Consider the following 16,119-nt stretch of genomic DNA (forward strand, 5'->3'; position numbering starts at 1 on the left):
TAAAAGGGTGAGAGGAGAATTTGCTTAATGTTTATTTATGGATATAGAAAAGGGTCTTTAGTAGTCGATTCAGCACAGGGGGATGTAACTGGTGATGGCGTGGTTGACCGTGTAGTTTTAACTGGCGATCAGCCACCTGATAGCCCACTTACGCAAAATATCATACTAGTTGTTCAAGGTGGAGTTACCGGCCAAGTGTATAGTACACCAATTGATGATGTTGGTTATGATCCTACGTTATTTTTAGGCGATTTCACAGGTGATGGTGTTGATGAGATTATGGTTACTATTCCAACAGGTGGAAGTGGTGGGATAATGAATGAGTATATTTACTCATTTAGCCATAACCGTTTTAATCTTGTGTTTGATAGTAATGCGTATAATGATTACTATCAATACCAAGTTAGCTATTTGGATGGTTATAAAGTTAAAGTCATTAGTGAAGTGAATCAGCAACAATATATGATTGACCTTTCTAATCGAGACTTAGAATATTTGAGTGAGATTTATAATGATGAAGGACAGTTACTTGAACCAATTGAAGGTTGGGTTAATCCATTGAGTGGCTTGTATCCAGTTGATTTCAATTTAGATGGAGTTTATGACCTTTTAGCTTATCAACAAATCTCGGGTCGTTATAGAGCTGATGGCCTTGGGTATGTCTTAAATACTTTACAATGGGACTCTCAACACTTTGGCTTAAATCAACAGTCTGTTGCAATTTTTGGTTCAGATATATAATAAACCCAGCCGAGTGTTTAGACGGCTGGGTTTATTATGATAAAAGGGGAAATGAGATAAACTTATTCTTCTTTTAGATTTGTAACATCAACTTCAAATTCTCTTCCACTTTCTTTTAAATAATGGATGACAGCCTTTTGCCGCTCGTCATCAACGTCATTAATATAAATGTACTTTCCATTATAAACGACGTCTTTCGTGTTGGGATCATCTTTAATTTCCTTAGCACGCATTAAATTCATGATTATCCCTCCAAATTTATAATTTAAAGCATCTTGTACTGAATGTATAACCGAAACTAACAGCGTGTTAAACATAAAAAGCATAGTACGGCTTAAAAGTAGTTGATTTATCTTATAATTGTTTTCATACATGAGACGTATGGTTTATGTTGCTTAGTTCATAATAAGGACTGTTAGAAATGGGAAATTGGAGGGAGCATTTTATGCCACAATCACCTGGTTTAACTTCATCAGAGATTGGTACATTATGGATAACCTATCAACAGAAGACGATGGTTTTACGAATGTTAGAGTATTTTATAGAGAAAGCCGATGACGAAGAGGCAAAGGACATTATGGTGAATATTTCAGAAAAGGTTAAGCCATATGTCGAGCAAATTGTTGTTATGTATCAAGAAGAAAACCTGCCAATACCAGTCGGTTTTACTTCTGAGGATGTGAACAAAGAAGTTCCCAAGCTTTATGATAATGGGTTTGATATTATGTTCTTAAGGTTGATGGAAAAGATTAGCACGGGAATGCATACATTAAACTTATCTATGTCATATCGTCACGATGTTACAACACTTTATAGAGAATTAACTCAAATCACTCAAAAATGTTATGAAGATTGTACGCAATACCTACTAAATAAGGGGCTACTAGTTAAGCCATCTTATGCTTCTATTGAGCAAACAGTAGAATTTGTTCGCGATACCAATTATTTAGGTGGTTTAAATCCATTTAAAGAAAAGCGTCCATTGAGTACAGTAGAAATAGCTCATCTTTACCTTGCCATTGAATCGAATTCAATTGGACGCAATCTGATCAATGGTTTTGCCCAATGTGCTGAAAAAGAGGATGTAAAACAACACTTCAAAAAAGGCTGTCAATTAGCGGCTAAAGTTATTGAAAAATCAACCCATTTTTTGAGGAAAATGGCTTGCAAGTGCCTGCAACACCAGGTGGCAATGTCACAGATTCTAAGCTAGCCCCATTTTCGGATAAAATTATGCTATATTGTATTAGTTTATTTTCTGGCTTTTCGATCGGGGGTAGTTCATTAGGGACTTCTTTTAGTTTAAGAACAGATATACCAGCAACACTTTCATTATTAATGAAGGATATATACAGTTATGGTCATGATGTGGCTAAACTTATGATTAAATATGGTTGGATGGAGGAATCACCACAAACCCATCATATAGGGCAATAAAAGGGTTGTGGCAAATATAGTTGTCCTAATAGTCCGAACAATTCATCGTAAATGAATTCGTTCGGATTTTTGTGCTTCGATCACCGCTACATCAAAAAGTATGAACGCTGATAAATTTGCCTGAGCGCTGATAAAATGATCCGCTCGGGTAACTGCTTATCTTACAAGGCAATCAAATGTTCATATTTTAACAACATTCACCCCTTATAGAAAGTATATAATTTGTATGACCTACTTAAGTGCAATTATGTCTTACTTCTTCTGAAAGGCTCACTAATCAGGTTCTTGGGCTATGTTAAAGTGTAGTGCTAATAATTTTACAATAATTTACTTTAACTAAAAAATAAAACTTAATTTTAGGAATAAATACTAAATTTTTAATAATTCTAAGAAATACATACGATATCGTAGCATTTATTAAGTTCGTCTCTCTTAGTTAATCATATGGCGAATAAGTTAGATGAATGCTTGTTAATCAGACTCTAAGTGGTTTGATAAAAATTCCCACGCTCGTTAACATAATAAATGGAAAGAGTCGTTTTAATAAATGATGAAGGGAGAAGTTAACATTAATAGTCAAACAGCTACTTTAAAGCCGTCTAGTACGGTTACGTTTGAAAAACCAACATTAGAAGATGGCGCAGCAATGTGGGAGTTGGTTAATAATTCAACTCTTGATCAAAACTCAGCTTACAAATATATCATGATGTGTGAGCATTTTGCGGAAACTTGTGTTGTCGCCAAAGAGGATGACAAGGTAGTCGGTTTTGTAACTGCATTTATACCCCCGGAAAGGCAAGATGTTGTGTTCGTTTGGCAAATTGGAGTTGATGCATCACAGAGAGGAAAAGGACTAGCATCAAAAATATTAAACGAACTCATTAGTCGAGAGGCTTGCCGAGATATTCGCTTTTTACAAGCGACTGTAACTCCATCTAATAAAGCATCCCAATCATTATTTAAAAGGTTTGCGCGCGAAAAGCAAACTAAATGTGAAGTTTCTGAATGCTTCAAAGAGGAGTTATTCCCAAGTGATGAGCATGAAGAAGAATTAAGCTATTTAATAGGGCCGTTTTAAAGAAAACTTGTCGATTTTAAAGGTCCTTGTAAATATAAGTCTAATATTGTATTCACCCTAATACCCCAGTGGGTAATTATAAGGAGGAAAAAACTTGAGTAAAACAGATTTGAAAGTATTTGAAAAACATGAGTCAGAGGTTCGTAGTTATTGCCGCAATTTTCCAACTGTATTCAATGAAGCTAAAGGTTCTAAAATGTGGGATGAAGAAGGTAATGAATATATTGACTTTTTCTCAGGCGCTGGTGCATTAAATTATGGACATAATGATCCGAAAATGAAAGAAGCTTTAATCGATTACATTACTAGTGATGGTATTACACACTCTTTAGATAAAGCGACAACAGCTAAAGGTCAGTTTATTGAGAAATTTAATGAGGTTATTTTAAAACCAAAAGACCTAGACTATAAAATTATGTTTCCGGGACCAACTGGAACTAATACAGTAGAAAGTGCTTTAAAGCTTGCACGTAAAGTAACAGGACGTACTGAAGTTATTAGCTTTACAAATGGCTTTCATGGCATGACGATTGGTTCATTATCTGTTACTGGTAATGCAGCTAAACGAAAAGGTGCAGGTGTCCCATTAAACCATTCGGTTACAATGCCTTATGATAGTTTCTTAAATTCAAATGATACATTAGATTATTTGGAGCGATTTTTAGAGAATGGTGGAAGTGGTGTTGATCTTCCAGCTGCAATGATTGTTGAAACTGTTCAAGGTGAAGGTGGCATAAATGTTGCTAGTTCTGAATGGTTAAAGAAATTAGAGGCTATATGTAAGCGCTGGGACATCTTATTAATCATTGATGATGTTCAAGCAGGTGTTGGCCGTACTGGTAAGTTCTTTAGCTTTGAAGAGGCGGGTATTAAGCCAGATATCGTATGTATGTCTAAATCATTAAGCGGATATGGTGTACCATTTGCGATTACATTATTTAGATCAGAATTAGATATTTGGGCACCTGGTGAGCATAATGGTACTTTCCGAGGAAATAACCATGCGTTTATTACGGCAACAACTTCTCTAGATTACTGGAAGGACGATCATCTAGAGAAGAGTGTTAAGCATAAGGCTACGATCACACATGAATACCTTCATAAGATTGTGGAGAACTATCCTGAATTAAAAGGTGAAGTACGCGGTCGTGGATTAATGGTTGGTATTGCTTGTGGTGAGAAAGAGTTAGCAGAAAAAGTAGCAGAGAAAGCATTTGACCTTGGATTGATCATGGAAACAGCTGGTCCAGATGATGAAGTGTTCAAATTATTCCCTGCTCTTACCATTGAAGAAGCGGATTTGAAAAAAGGGTTAGAAATTATTGAAGAAAGTGTTAAAAGTGTAGTTAAAGAGCCTGTTTTAAACTAATTAGGACAAATAATTTAAAAGGAACCGCCCCTGAACATTATGTATGGGGGCAGTTCCTTTTTGTGTTTAAATTAGCTTATGCTTCAATTATTTCGTCAAAATGAAAATAAATTTTAACCTCACTTTAATATTCTGTTGATTGAGATTTGGTATAATGGTTATGCTACTCAATTATAGTCCTAAAGGTGATCTGCCATGAATATAAATAGAAGTTTAAAGAAGAAAATACCCATAATTATAGTTTTAGCCCTTTTTATTGCGGTTTTTGGATTTTTAACGAAAATTAATGCACATGAACAGGATCTATTATTAAACAGTGAATCGGTTATCTTAATAGATCAAACTAGTGGAGATATTTTATATCAAAAAAATAGTAGTAAACAAATGTATCCAGCTAGTATTACTAAGATTATTTCTGGAATCCTTGCGATTGAAGATGGTGATTTGAATGAAGATGTAACGATTAGTCAAGAGGCTACGGAAGTCATAGGTACTAGTGTGTATTTGTTAGAAGAAGAGGAAGTTCCATTAAGAGACTTAGTAAAAGGAATGCTGATTAATTCAGGTAATGATGCTTCCTATGCAATAGCAGAGCATTTGGCTGGTGGTGAGGAAGCTTTTGCAGAGAAGATGAATGAATTGGTACAGGAGGATATAGGTGTAGACAATACGAATTTCGTAAATCCACACGGGCTTTTTGATGAAGAGCAATACACAACAGCTGAAGACATGGCGAGAATCACACAATATGCTATGGAAAATGAAACGTTCAAAGACATTGTCGGCATGAATGAGTATGAATGGGAAAGTGAAGGTTGGGAAACAACGATCCACAATCATCACCAATTAGTCAGGCAACATGATGAAATAACAGGCGTGAAGAATGGTTATGTTCAAAAATCGGGCTATACATTAGTCACAACTGCATCTCATGAAGATGAGCAAATAGACTTAGTCGCTGTCACATTGGATTCACCATCTGCTAATCATGCTTATAGTGATACTGAAGCGTTAATTAATTATGGCTTTGAAAATTACGAAACAAATGAAATACAACGCGGTGAACTTATAGAAGATCATGATGGACAAGAGTATAAAGTAGAAGAGAACCTTTATTTTACAACTGAAGTTGACGAAGATTGGACAACTCAAGTTGATGAAAATGGTGAGCTGAAAATTAAGAACGAAGATGACCTTGTGATATTAGAAAAACCATTAAGAACTGTAGCGGAGATTGAAGGCGAAGGAGATCCTAAAGAGTCCCAGATTGCTATGGGGGCAAGTGAACTACCTAATGAGGATGATAGTTACACTTTCCTGTTGATCTCTTTGATTATTTTGACTATATTAGCGTTATTCACAACTTTTACGGTTAGAAAAAGAAGAAAAAGGGATCGGTTTTTTAGATGAATTTTAAAGTGATTTGGATAAAGCTTTATATCATATAGTGACAATAAGGTGATCAGTCATATATTTACTGATCACCTTTTATAATGGAAACAAAGTCTTTCAATATTCGAGCTGTCAACCCCCAAATCACTTGATTGTCATAATAGTAAAAGTGTTCTTCATACTGAAGCTTTTGCCACTCATATGATTCACCATTGGGAATATCCTCATAAGGAAAGTTATCATCAGGTTTAATATCGATATTAATATAATGAACTTCCGGGTCATGCTCAAGGAAGAAAGATAAAGGAACTGTAAATATGGACTCCACTTCAAATGGGTTAGGGTCAAATGATTGATCAACATCAAGATTAATAAAGCCAGTGTAGGCACTCACACTTAAACCAAACGGTGTTACGAGTAACCCTAAGTATTCAAGGTTATAGAGTTGGTCTTCATTAACTCCTAATTCCTCACATAATTCTCGTGTAGCTGTTTCTGCAGTATTTAAGTCATTTTGATCGACTTTCCCTCCTGGAAAACATACTTCTCCTGGTTGGCGCCGCATATGTTTAGAACGAATTTCAAACACTATATGTAATTCATCATCTTTTTCAATGATTGGAAGTATGACAGCATATTTTCTGTTGTTGGAGATACCCAATGGAGTGGGTTGATGGTCTTGGATCATTTTGATTAATTTTTTTTGATCCATATCTTCACCTCAAAAAACTTAGTAAATATTAATTATATCAAAGTTTAATTCTTTTGCACTTAAGAGCTATTAAGGGCTATTAATCAGATGTCCAAAAAGGATTAACTTGTAACTCAAGTTCCATTATGTTAGGGTAATAAACGCGCGCTGTTAGTTACATAGCGGTCCAAGTAGTCAAAAAACCACCTTTAGATTAGAATCTACATTTTAAATTTCATAAGTGTCACTACGCCCCTGACTTCACTTTTACGGAATTGCCACTTGGTAAGTTTCCTATAATAATGTTTGATAATTATTAATTAGGGTATTTTATTGACTGAACACATAGTACTAATGGCTTAATCGAAAGTTAGTAAGTTGGCTCAATATTTAAGGAGGAGAAAATATATGTCAGCAAAACCAAAGGGGTTGACCTCTTTTACGGCAGCTTTGAAAACCCCAACGTTTATTATTTCGTTAATTATTGCACTTGTATTCGTTATTTCTGGCTCTGTACTACCTAATTTTGATCACTACATTGAAGTAACATTTAATTGGACGGTAACTAATCTTGGGTGGTCATTTATCCTAGGTGGAAGTGCCTTCATATTAGTAACGGTTTTCTTAATTTTAAGCCCACTAGGTGAAATTAGACTAGGAGAAGACGATGAAAAACCTGCGTATTCAACGCCTGCCTGGTTCGCGATGTTATTTAGTGCAGGTATGGGGATTGGCTTATTATTCTGGGGCGTCTCAGAACCAATTAACCACTATGATTGGCCTGCATATGGTGAAGGTGGGACAGCCGAAGCCTTACATGCGGCATTGCAGTATTCATTTTTCCATTGGGGACTTCATCCATGGGCAATTTATGCAGTTGTTGCATTGTCCTTAGCTTATTTCTCATATAGGAAAAATTTGCCGATGCTATTAAGCTCAACGTTAGAGCCGTTAATAGGACGCGACCGTTTAAACGGTGGTTGGGGTAGTACGGTAAATATTATTGGTGTTATCGCGACATTATTTGGTATTTCTACATCACTCGGTTTAGGTGTCATGCAAATCGGTGGTGGATTTGAAGTGTTATTTGGGATTCCAAACAATGAAGGATTATGGTTAATAATTATAGTAGTTGTCACTCTGTTAGCCATTATTTCCACAACAACTGGAATTGATAAAGGGATTAAGTTTTTAAGTCAGGCTAACTTAGGTGTAGCTGGTTTACTGTTATTGTTTGTATTTATTTTAGGACCAACTTTATTTATATTACAAGCCATGACACACTCAACAGGAGCTTATTTACAAAACCTGTTCTCGATGTCGTTTGGTATTGATGCAGCAGGTGAAGGTGCAGATGGTTGGTATGATGCATGGACGATTTTCTATTGGGCATGGTGGATTGCTTGGGCACCATTTGTAGGTTCATTCATTGCACGTGTCTCTAGAGGTCGTACGATTCGTAGTTTTGCAGTAGGTGTGTTGTTAGTACCGACCGCTGTAAGTATCTTTTGGTTTAGTGTCTTTGGTGGAGCAGCATTATTCGAAGAGCACTTTACTGATAATAGTATAATGGATGCCGTTTTTGAAGATGAAGCACAAGGGTTCTTCGCATTGTTAGAAGGCTTCCCACTATCAGGTGTGCTTATTGCTGTTGCGATGATTTCCTTAACAGTGTTCTTCATTACCTCATCTGACTCTGGTACTTATGTAATCGGTATGTTAACGTCTAAAGGTAATATGAACCCGCCGGTTGGATTACGTATTACTTGGGGTATTATTGAAGGTGCGTTCGCAGCTGTTCTATTAATGGCTGGTGGTTTAAGTGCATTACAGACAGCTTCACTTGTTGGTGGCTTCCCGTTCATGATCATTATGTTCTTAATGATGTACTGCTTGATTTGGGCATTATTTAAAGAATTAAGTGACGGGTCATTACCGCGAGAAAGAGAGCGAATTTACCACGCACTTGAGGACCTTCGCGAAGAAAATAAAGTAGCGGATGATGTCATTACTGATGAAGCGCAGCAACAAGGAAATAATGATAAATAAAAGGTAATTAAAGCCCAGTTAAGCTACTATAGCTAACTGGGCTTTGTTTTAATTATTTGGTTCAGATACTTTTTGAAGGTCGTCATCTTTTTTCTTAAATAGCTCTTTAAATTTAGATGAAACTTTAAGTATTTTTTGTTGTAGATCAATACTAGGCTCCATGTCTTGAGTATTTAATTGAAAGGTTCTCACCATTGCAATCATAGCGATTGGATCGACAAGTGCACGTTTAACCATTGAAGCAAAGATGAAAGCCCCGATAATGGCAAAGTACCCTAAAATACCAGCGGCACCTGCGTTATCTGTAATCATAGATGATAAAGCCATTAATGGAAATACGGTCACTAAAAAGACTGTAATATTTAAAATATAAACAAATACGACGATACCAGCTGCGGTCATCACAATTTTCTTCCAACTCTGTGCATACAACACGACACCATCACAAGCATTTTTCCATACACTTTCCTCTTCATCAGCCCCAGATTCTTTGGCATTACTTTTTCTTAACATGATGTAACTTAATATGGCTTCATCAATATAACGTAAACTAACACCCATGACTTTACTAAGGATTGCCATTATATTTTTTGCCCCAGGAACAAAACTAAAGAAATTCCCAATTCGCATTAGCCACCGCTGAATTTGTTTAACTGCGGCAAAAATGATTTTGTCGACAACGAATGCAACGTTCGCTGAGCCAAAGTGATTAACGACTTGGTCTTTACCATAACTAATTTGACTTTTCCCTTCAGGTACTTTTCCGTTTCTCAAAAGTTCAGTAACAACTGATATATGACCCACTTTAACCATATAAAGGAAGTACCTTTCAATAAATCGAAGAATAGCTAATACTGAAAAGAAAGTAATAATCATTAGAATGATAAAGAAACCAGATGCAAAATCAAACCACCTAAATAACAAGATCCCTAATCCTAACATGAGACCTAAGAATACAATTGAAATTAAACCGAAAATTAAGTATACAACGAATCGGGAGATGAAGAACGGGATTGTACGCTTAATGAGCTCTAATATCGACATACTGTCAAAACACCTCTCTATAATTTGTCGTAATAGGTGAAATTAATCACCTTATTTATAGATATGGTGAATTTGACATAAATAGAATTTGAACAAGCCCTATTTCTAGAACAAAAGTTTTAAATTGATGATGCAATAGTACTTTTCATTGAAAGTAGCTATACCATCTAGGAATAATGTGCATTTACGCAATCATTTCATCAACTGATGCATCACTTTTTTCTTGGCGCTTAATATCTAGCTGTAATAACACAGCTATAAATAGAGCAGCTGTCATTAATGCCATAAACACATAAAAGACAGGGACATAACTTCCAGCTGACTCTCTAATTTGAGTCACGATCATAGGACCCAAAATGCCACCTAATGACCATGTAGTTAATAAGTAACCGTGAATAGCCCCTAAATTTTTCGTCCCGAATAGATCTCCGATAAAAGCTGGTAAATTCGAGAATCCACCACCATAACAGCTAACAACAATGAAGATTAAGGACTGGAATAAAAGAATGTTCGCGATATTTGGAAATGATATAAAAGCAATTAATTGTAGCACAAAGAATGTGATAAAAATCGTAGGTCGACCAACATAATCAGATAATGCTGCCCAACCAAGGCGTCCACCACCATTAAAGACACCCATAATACCTACCCATTGTAGCTGCTGCTGCAGCTGATAAACCAACTACTTCTTGAGCCATTGGCGAAGCCACTGAGATGATCATAATACCTGCTGTTGTGTTAATTAACATCATAAACCATAGCATCCAAAAGCGGCTCGATTTAACAGCTTGTTTCGCTGATAATTGTCCTAAGTCTCTTTTAATGATTTTCTCACCAGAAGCGATATCACGTTTCATTTTAGCTGGCATCCAACCTTCAGGGGGTGGTGCAATATAAGATGCACCTAAAACAATAACAATAAAGTATGAGATGCCTAAAATATAAAATGTTGTTGAGACACCTACACTATTCATGAGTACATCAGCTAAAGGAGCGGTAATTAAAGCACCAGCACCGAAGCCTAAAACAGCCATTCCTGTTGCCAACCCACGCCGGTCAGGGAACCATTTGATTAATGTAGATACAGGGGAAATATACCCTATTCCTAACCCCAAACCACTTGCAACACCATACATTAATAGAAATAATACGTGAGAATCAATTACGACAGCTAAACCAGAACCGGCCTGACCAATACCAAATAACACAGCGGCAAAAATTGCTGAGCGTCTAGGACCTTGCTTTTCGACGAAAGGACCAAAAAATGCCGCAGCGAACCCAGCTAGTCCCATCATAATGGTGAAGGCTAAAGTAATTTGTCCAGTCGACCATCCAATTGTATTATGGATCGGATTCGTATAAACACTGTAAGCATAAGATGCACCAATAGATAAATGAATAGCAATAGCAGATAGTGCGATTAACCAACGATTTTTATTAGCCATTCTGATACCTCCATAAGTCAATTTTTAGGATAATTATTATTGTAATATAAATGAATGAACAAATAAATAAAAAATTTACAAAATTTTAATAAATCTGACTTGTATGCGATTACAGAGTCTGTATTAAGTTCACGTTAATATAGACACACTATAGTTAAAAATGATTGTTTAAATTTGTAGATTTTTGTAGTATTGCATTATAAACTAGTGTTAGACCTTTTTAATTTAGACTCTGATCAATTAGAGTGTTGTACTTTTAAAGTATATACTTGAGTTATTGTGGAGTAATGAGTGAAGATGGGACTTTTGTTTGAATAACATTGTTTAAAGAATGTTATTCATCATAACAATAACGGACTTAGTCAGCGCTATTAAAAAGGAAACGATCGGAACTAAAGCTTTTTTAAACTTAGAAAGGTATGGGCTTTTATGAATATCTTAATTACAGGTGCAACAGGTTTTCTAGGGACGAATTTAGTTAAACGTTTAGTAAATGAAGAGCACAACGTCTATTTGCTAGTTAGAAGTAAAAAGAAGCTAGAAGCGTTATATGAAAATTTACCTCAAGAAAGACATGGACAAATTCATGTTGTAGAAGGCGATTTATTAGAAAAACGATTAGGAATTGAAGCGGACAAAGTAGAACAACTAAAAGGTGAAATTGATGCCATTTATCACACAGCAGCTTATTTATCATTTGATGAGGCTGAACGTGAGCTGGTATTTGATATTAATTTAAGAGGAACAGAACGTGTTCTTGAATTGGCTAAAGAAATTGAGGCAAGGAAGTTAATTCATGTTAGTACAGCCTATACGTTAGGAGAGTCAACGGTTGGACATGAGACACTTCATTCAACTGATCATGATTTTGTTAATGCATATGAAGAGAGTAAGTGTTATGCCGAACACCTTGTGATGTCTTATCAAAATGAGCTTGAAGTGTTAATCGTACGACCTGCTATTATTATAGGAGATTCACTTACTGGTGAAGCTGACACAACGTTTGGTTTGTATGGGATTTTAAGAACAGTACAACTGTTAAAGAAACGATCTGATCGTAAACAAGATGGTCAAGTTTATCGTTTATTAATCGAACGTGATACGGTTTCAAACCTTGTTCCTGTTAACTTTGTCATCGATCTATTAGCCTTAAGTTTATACAATGGGGAAGCAGGAACCATTTATCATGCTACAAATCCAAACCCGCCAACAAATGGCCAAATTTTTGAAGCGATCCAAGAAGGGTTAGATTTCTCTCAAGTAGAAATTGTTTCTTATCAAGATGAAGATCAATTGTCAGAAGAAGAGAAAAAGTTAAACCAGCCATTAGAAGTGTTTAAACAATACCTGAACCGTTCTATAACATTTGATCGAAAGAATACAGAAACCTTACTAAAAGAAACCAATACAAAAGATTTGCATATGAATGCTGAAATGTTACTTAGAATTGTACAAGGTTTTATCAAATCTTAGAAGGCAGGTTAATAACCTGTCTTTTTCTGTCGTTTACTTTAATGGAAAGTTGTGGAGAGGGGGATATGTATGGATTTTGATCGACTCAAAGGTGGCAACCCGCTTTATCAACAAATCGCCAAGTGGATGATTGACCACATCCATTCAGGTAATTGGAAAGAAGGCTATAAATTGCCTGCTGAAGAAGAGTTAGCTGAGCAATTAGAAGTAAGTCGTGGAACTCTACGAAAGGCAATGGTTAGATTATTAAAGCAGGGCTTACTTGAACAAGTTCAAAGGAAAGGTGATTTTCATTTTAAATCATTTTATCACAACCACAATTAAATGTGATAGTTTGAAATAAAAAGGCTCTATACTAAATGTGGTGGTGTCCCTAGATACACCATGGAATGAGAAAACCCTCCAAAAATGATAAAAAAATGCACCTATTTTCCTCTCTTTTTGATAACCTAAAGTTGCGAGACAAAAGGCAAAAGGAGGGGAAATAAGTGCAAAATCATTTTATCATAGAAATGCTGGGGATTAAAGGTACGAATGTGGATGTATGGGAAATTCGAGAGGAATCAGGAAGCTTCGTCATCGAACTATTTACCAATGTGAGAAAGCAAAAGTGCCCTTCTTGTAAAAAGGGGACCAAACGGGTTCACAGCTACCGCAATCAAGCCATTCAAGGGCCCATAGTTTCGAACAGGCGGGTTCAGATCTCGTTGAGGAAAAGGCGTTATTTATGCATCGAATGTCACTGTACGTTTTATGAGCGGCTTCAGATGGTGGATCATTATCAGCGATGTACCAGTGCGTTACAAACGACCGCGCTGACCTATTCAGCCATTGTTTCTTTACTACAGCGGATCGATTGACGGGAATGACAGCGAATCGATTATTGCGTCTGTTTGATAAACGCAAGCTAGAAACGAAGAAAGTGCTGCCACGAGCGATTGATGAATTCAAGGGTGATGCTGGGGGAGAGAAATTTCAGACCATCATTGCCGATGTGGAGAACAAGGAAGTGATCGACATCTTGTCCGATAGAAAAGTCGAGACCATCAACGATTATCTGAATTCGTGTGATACGTGCAAGGTAGAAATCGTCGTCATGGAACTATCGAAATCCTTTAAGAGAGCAGTCTGGAAAGCATTGGGGGGATCCGTTAATTATTGTCGACCGTTTTCATTTCATGCGACAGGTATATTGGGCGTTAGATGAAGTCAGGCAGGAAGTACAACATGAATTGGATAAAGGTGAAGGATTCGCATGAAACGGAGTAAGAAGTTACTGTGGAAATCCCCATACAAATTGGATGATGAACAACGCGAAAAGGTAGCCGATATTCTAAAAAATACACCCACGATTACAAGAAGCGTATGAGCTAAAGAATCAGTTAGACCAGTGGTTCAAAGAAAGTGACGAATCAATAGCTAAACAAGGATTATAGGTCTGTATGCAGGCCATGAATAAATCAAACCTTGACGCCTTTCATCGCGTAACCAAGACGTTCCAATGATGGAAGACAGAGATTTTCCAATCCTTTCATGCATCCATCCAATAATGGCTATATCGAAGGCATAAACAACACGATCAAGGTCTTAAAACGTAATTCATTTGGATCAAACGCTTTGATCGATTAAGAAGTAAAATTTTGTGGCAACAAGAGGTGAAGAGAGCGTTTTAGCTCTCTTTTAAAAAGAGGTGGTAGAGTTGGTTATTCCACCACCACATTTGACAGAGAACCGATTTTAGCAACATAATATAGTCATCTTAATGCCTCACGCTGAGCTTTTAATCGATCCTTTTAGACTTTCTATAATAACACGATTAGGACAATATCAGAAATAATTCCCTTTGGCTCTTGGTATTTTCTAGTTTAAAAAATCAAAACATTCAAAATAATAGTCTTTTGTTGAGCTTTCATTATAAAAATATACAAACATATGTCCTCGTTTTATGCTGGAATTATCAGAATAAATGAAAAATATGTCTTTAATAATTTTTCGTTGTATTAGGTTGTTATTTTTTAAAATTTTTCTAATTTATATTATACAACTTATTTTTGGGCCCCAAAGAAGTTGAGAAAAGTGGGAGGTTTTAATTTTGAATGAATTAAACGGAAAGTATATTCGTGACGAAGAACTAGATGTATTTAAACAAGAGGTTTTTAACCACATGGCTTTTAATAGTGTTTTAGAAGCTGTAACAGAGTATGGTGTACCTTTGACAACTGATGATTTGCAGGTTCAGTTTGCCTACATGGGAGATGTGATAAATGAAGATAGGGAAACTGTTACTGCGCGACAAATAAATTTTGTGAATTCATCAAAAACAGTTTTAATTAATTTTACAACAATTAATGGTGTTGCTCTACCAATTGAAGCAATTAGTTTTGCTCATTTAGTAGATCAAAAAGAAAATAAACATCAACTAATCGCAGTTCGATTAGATAGAAACGGAAAGAAATACTCCGAAGTATTGGAAGATGATTATGCTGAAAATTCTCTTACAATTATTGAAGAGGAATTAGTTGACGACACTAATTACGAACCCAAAACAGAACCCCAATCAACTGCAGATGAAATTAGTACTCAAGCATGGTGGCTAGGAAACGGGTGCTTACCAGGTGGATATCAACACTGTGGAGCCAATTGTGGATATTCTCCACGTACACATGGAGGTGGATCTCCAATTAATCCTACAGATCGTTGTTGCGTGTTACACGATAGTTGTTATGAACAGGGTATTAGACAATGTAGTTGTGATAACATGTTATTATCGTGTGTAGAAATTCACTCTACGTGGGCTGCGATTGGTATTAAAACTTATTTTAGTGGGTGCTAACCAAGTGGAAACTAATTTTTAATATATTCTGAAAATTAAAATAATTTACCTAACTCTATCTATATAATTACATCCTCTTTCAAGAAGTTGATGTGTGGAGAGAAGAAGGTGATTGAATTTAGTGAAGAATTATCAGATATCGATTATTCGAATTTGATAATTCTTCACACTATCTATGGGAAAATAGTAATCTAAAGTACCGATGAAAAATTATAAAAAGAAATGGCTTTTTTATATCTAACATGATATAGCTCAAGTCTCTTTTAATTTCCTTTTTTTCATAGAAATAACTATTGTTAATGTTATTAAAGCTAATAAAGACCCCAAAAAAACTGCTAGGCTTAAAAAGCCATAGCCTAATCCTTCGAACCCCTCGACCGTGAAGCTAATAGCAAACATTATTATACTAATTATAGTTGAGGAGATTGGAACTAATATAGCTTTTTCTTTCAAAAGCTTTGATATAAATAATATTAACAAATATGCAACTAACGTTATAATTAAAAATTGAATGGTACCATTCACATTTAAAACCTCCTAATTACTAGTACGTATAGAATTCTTTTG

Annotated in this window: 16 protein-coding genes and 2 pseudogenes; 13 read left to right on the top strand and 5 right to left on the bottom strand. The window is 35.8% G+C overall.

Annotated features, from left to right (window positions below):
- Window positions 1-27: 27 nt before the first annotated feature.
- Entirely contained in the window at window positions 28-741 is a 714-nt protein-coding gene (locus ABDZ63_RS10020; protein WP_343783385.1) for a VCBS repeat-containing protein, read from the top strand.
- A 62-nt stretch (window positions 742-803) separates the two neighbouring features.
- Here the strand turns inward: ABDZ63_RS10020 and ABDZ63_RS10025 are convergent, their stop codons facing one another.
- Window positions 804-983: an H-type small acid-soluble spore protein gene (locus tag ABDZ63_RS10025; RefSeq protein ID WP_343783386.1), complete on the bottom strand. Its 180-nt coding sequence runs from the start codon at window positions 981-983 to the stop codon at window positions 804-806.
- A gap of 203 nt (window positions 984-1,186) precedes the next feature.
- Here ABDZ63_RS10025 and ABDZ63_RS10030 point away from each other — a divergent pair.
- The 4 genes and pseudogenes from ABDZ63_RS10030 (at window position 1,187) to ABDZ63_RS10045 (ending at window position 6,035) form a co-directional block, all read left to right on the top strand.
- Window positions 1,187-2,178, top strand: a pseudogene (locus tag ABDZ63_RS10030) (DUF3231 family protein).
- 550 nt (window positions 2,179-2,728) lie between these two features.
- On the top strand, window positions 2,729-3,256 hold the full coding sequence (gene ectA / locus ABDZ63_RS10035; RefSeq protein WP_343783428.1) for a diaminobutyrate acetyltransferase: 528 nt from the start codon (window positions 2,729-2,731) through the stop codon (window positions 3,254-3,256).
- A 94-nt stretch (window positions 3,257-3,350) separates the two neighbouring features.
- Window positions 3,351-4,625, top strand: coding sequence for a diaminobutyrate--2-oxoglutarate transaminase (ectB, locus tag ABDZ63_RS10040; RefSeq protein ID WP_343783387.1), 1,275 nt, complete (start codon window positions 3,351-3,353; stop codon window positions 4,623-4,625).
- Window positions 4,626-4,820: 195 nt separating this feature from the next.
- Window positions 4,821-6,035 (top strand): D-alanyl-D-alanine carboxypeptidase family protein, encoded by a 1,215-nt coding sequence (locus ABDZ63_RS10045; RefSeq protein ID WP_343783388.1) that lies wholly within the window; start codon window positions 4,821-4,823, stop codon window positions 6,033-6,035.
- 64 nt (window positions 6,036-6,099) lie between these two features.
- Here ABDZ63_RS10045 and ABDZ63_RS10050 read toward each other — a convergent pair whose 3' ends face one another.
- Complete coding sequence (locus tag ABDZ63_RS10050) at window positions 6,100-6,729, bottom strand: NUDIX hydrolase (protein ID WP_343783389.1); 630 nt, start codon at window positions 6,727-6,729, stop codon at window positions 6,100-6,102.
- 387 nt (window positions 6,730-7,116) lie between these two features.
- Between ABDZ63_RS10050 and ABDZ63_RS10055 the strand changes: the two genes are divergently transcribed.
- Window positions 7,117-8,757: a BCCT family transporter gene (locus ABDZ63_RS10055; RefSeq protein ID WP_343783390.1), complete on the top strand. Its 1,641-nt coding sequence runs from the start codon at window positions 7,117-7,119 to the stop codon at window positions 8,755-8,757.
- A gap of 48 nt (window positions 8,758-8,805) precedes the next feature.
- On the opposite strand, the gene ABDZ63_RS10060 is transcribed toward ABDZ63_RS10055, so the two are convergent.
- A complete protein-coding gene (locus ABDZ63_RS10060) occupies window positions 8,806-9,801 on the bottom strand; it encodes a hypothetical protein (RefSeq protein ID WP_343783391.1) in 996 nt (331 codons plus the stop codon).
- Window positions 9,802-9,985: 184 nt separating this feature from the next.
- Window positions 9,986-11,246 (bottom strand): annotated as a pseudogene (locus ABDZ63_RS10065) (L-lactate MFS transporter).
- A 429-nt stretch (window positions 11,247-11,675) separates the two neighbouring features.
- Here ABDZ63_RS10065 and ABDZ63_RS10070 point away from each other — a divergent pair.
- The 7 genes from ABDZ63_RS10070 (at window position 11,676) to ABDZ63_RS10100 (ending at window position 15,552) form a co-directional block, all read left to right on the top strand.
- Window positions 11,676-12,719, top strand: a complete 1,044-nt coding sequence (locus ABDZ63_RS10070) for an SDR family oxidoreductase (RefSeq protein WP_343783392.1) — start codon at window positions 11,676-11,678, stop codon at window positions 12,717-12,719.
- Between the two features lie 69 nt (window positions 12,720-12,788).
- On the top strand, window positions 12,789-13,043 hold the full coding sequence (locus tag ABDZ63_RS10075) for a winged helix-turn-helix domain-containing protein (protein ID WP_343783393.1): 255 nt from the start codon (window positions 12,789-12,791) through the stop codon (window positions 13,041-13,043).
- A gap of 164 nt (window positions 13,044-13,207) precedes the next feature.
- Window positions 13,208-13,579: a transposase family protein gene (locus ABDZ63_RS10080; protein WP_343783394.1), complete on the top strand. Its 372-nt coding sequence runs from the start codon at window positions 13,208-13,210 to the stop codon at window positions 13,577-13,579.
- A 5-nt stretch (window positions 13,580-13,584) separates the two neighbouring features.
- Entirely contained in the window at window positions 13,585-13,926 is a 342-nt protein-coding gene (locus ABDZ63_RS10085; RefSeq protein ID WP_343783395.1) for a transposase, read from the top strand.
- The gene (locus tag ABDZ63_RS10090; RefSeq protein ID WP_343783429.1) at window positions 13,898-13,978 is read left to right on the top strand and encodes a hypothetical protein; all 81 of its coding nucleotides are present in this window, start codon (window positions 13,898-13,900) and stop codon (window positions 13,976-13,978) included. Before ABDZ63_RS10085 ends, ABDZ63_RS10090 begins: the two co-directional genes overlap by 29 nt.
- 274 nt (window positions 13,979-14,252) lie before the next feature.
- Window positions 14,253-14,348 carry a transposase gene (locus ABDZ63_RS10095; protein WP_343783397.1) on the top strand — a complete coding sequence of 32 codons (96 nt, stop codon included), beginning with the start codon at window positions 14,253-14,255 and terminating at the stop codon, window positions 14,346-14,348.
- Window positions 14,349-14,811: 463 nt separating this feature from the next.
- Window positions 14,812-15,552, top strand: coding sequence for a hypothetical protein (locus tag ABDZ63_RS10100; RefSeq protein ID WP_343783398.1), 741 nt, complete (start codon window positions 14,812-14,814; stop codon window positions 15,550-15,552).
- A gap of 252 nt (window positions 15,553-15,804) precedes the next feature.
- Here ABDZ63_RS10100 and ABDZ63_RS10105 read toward each other — a convergent pair whose 3' ends face one another.
- Entirely contained in the window at window positions 15,805-16,077 is a 273-nt protein-coding gene (locus ABDZ63_RS10105; RefSeq protein ID WP_343783399.1) for a YesK family protein, read from the bottom strand.
- Window positions 16,078-16,119: the final 42 nt, after the last annotated feature.

Origin of the sequence: Alkalibacillus silvisoli, from assembly GCF_039521975.1 — a bacterium.
Lineage (GTDB): Bacteria > Bacillota > Bacilli > Bacillales > Alkalibacillaceae > Alkalibacillus > Alkalibacillus silvisoli.

What these genes read in the sequence shown, in the direction of transcription:
- ABDZ63_RS10020 (WP_343783385.1), top strand. Translation starts at nt 28, where the DNA reads ATGTTTATTTATGGATATAGAAAAGGGTCTTTAGTAGTCGATTCAGCA.
- ABDZ63_RS10025 (WP_343783386.1), bottom strand. Translation starts at nt 983, where the DNA reads ATGAATTTAATGCGTGCTAAGGAAATTAAAGATGATCCCAACACGAAA.
- ectA (WP_343783428.1), top strand. Translation starts at nt 2,729, where the DNA reads ATGAAGGGAGAAGTTAACATTAATAGTCAAACAGCTACTTTAAAGCCG.
- ABDZ63_RS10045 (WP_343783388.1), top strand. Translation starts at nt 4,821, where the DNA reads ATGAATATAAATAGAAGTTTAAAGAAGAAAATACCCATAATTATAGTT.
- ABDZ63_RS10050 (WP_343783389.1), bottom strand. Translation starts at nt 6,729, where the DNA reads ATGGATCAAAAAAAATTAATCAAAATGATCCAAGACCATCAACCCACT.
- ABDZ63_RS10055 (WP_343783390.1), top strand. Translation starts at nt 7,117, where the DNA reads ATGTCAGCAAAACCAAAGGGGTTGACCTCTTTTACGGCAGCTTTGAAA.
- ABDZ63_RS10060 (WP_343783391.1), bottom strand. Translation starts at nt 9,801, where the DNA reads ATGTCGATATTAGAGCTCATTAAGCGTACAATCCCGTTCTTCATCTCC.
- ABDZ63_RS10070 (WP_343783392.1), top strand. Translation starts at nt 11,676, where the DNA reads ATGAATATCTTAATTACAGGTGCAACAGGTTTTCTAGGGACGAATTTA.
- ABDZ63_RS10075 (WP_343783393.1), top strand. Translation starts at nt 12,789, where the DNA reads ATGGATTTTGATCGACTCAAAGGTGGCAACCCGCTTTATCAACAAATC.
- ABDZ63_RS10085 (WP_343783395.1), top strand. Translation starts at nt 13,585, where the DNA reads ATGACAGCGAATCGATTATTGCGTCTGTTTGATAAACGCAAGCTAGAA.
- ABDZ63_RS10090 (WP_343783429.1), top strand. Translation starts at nt 13,898, where the DNA reads ATGCGACAGGTATATTGGGCGTTAGATGAAGTCAGGCAGGAAGTACAA.
- ABDZ63_RS10095 (WP_343783397.1), top strand. Translation starts at nt 14,253, where the DNA reads ATGCATCCATCCAATAATGGCTATATCGAAGGCATAAACAACACGATC.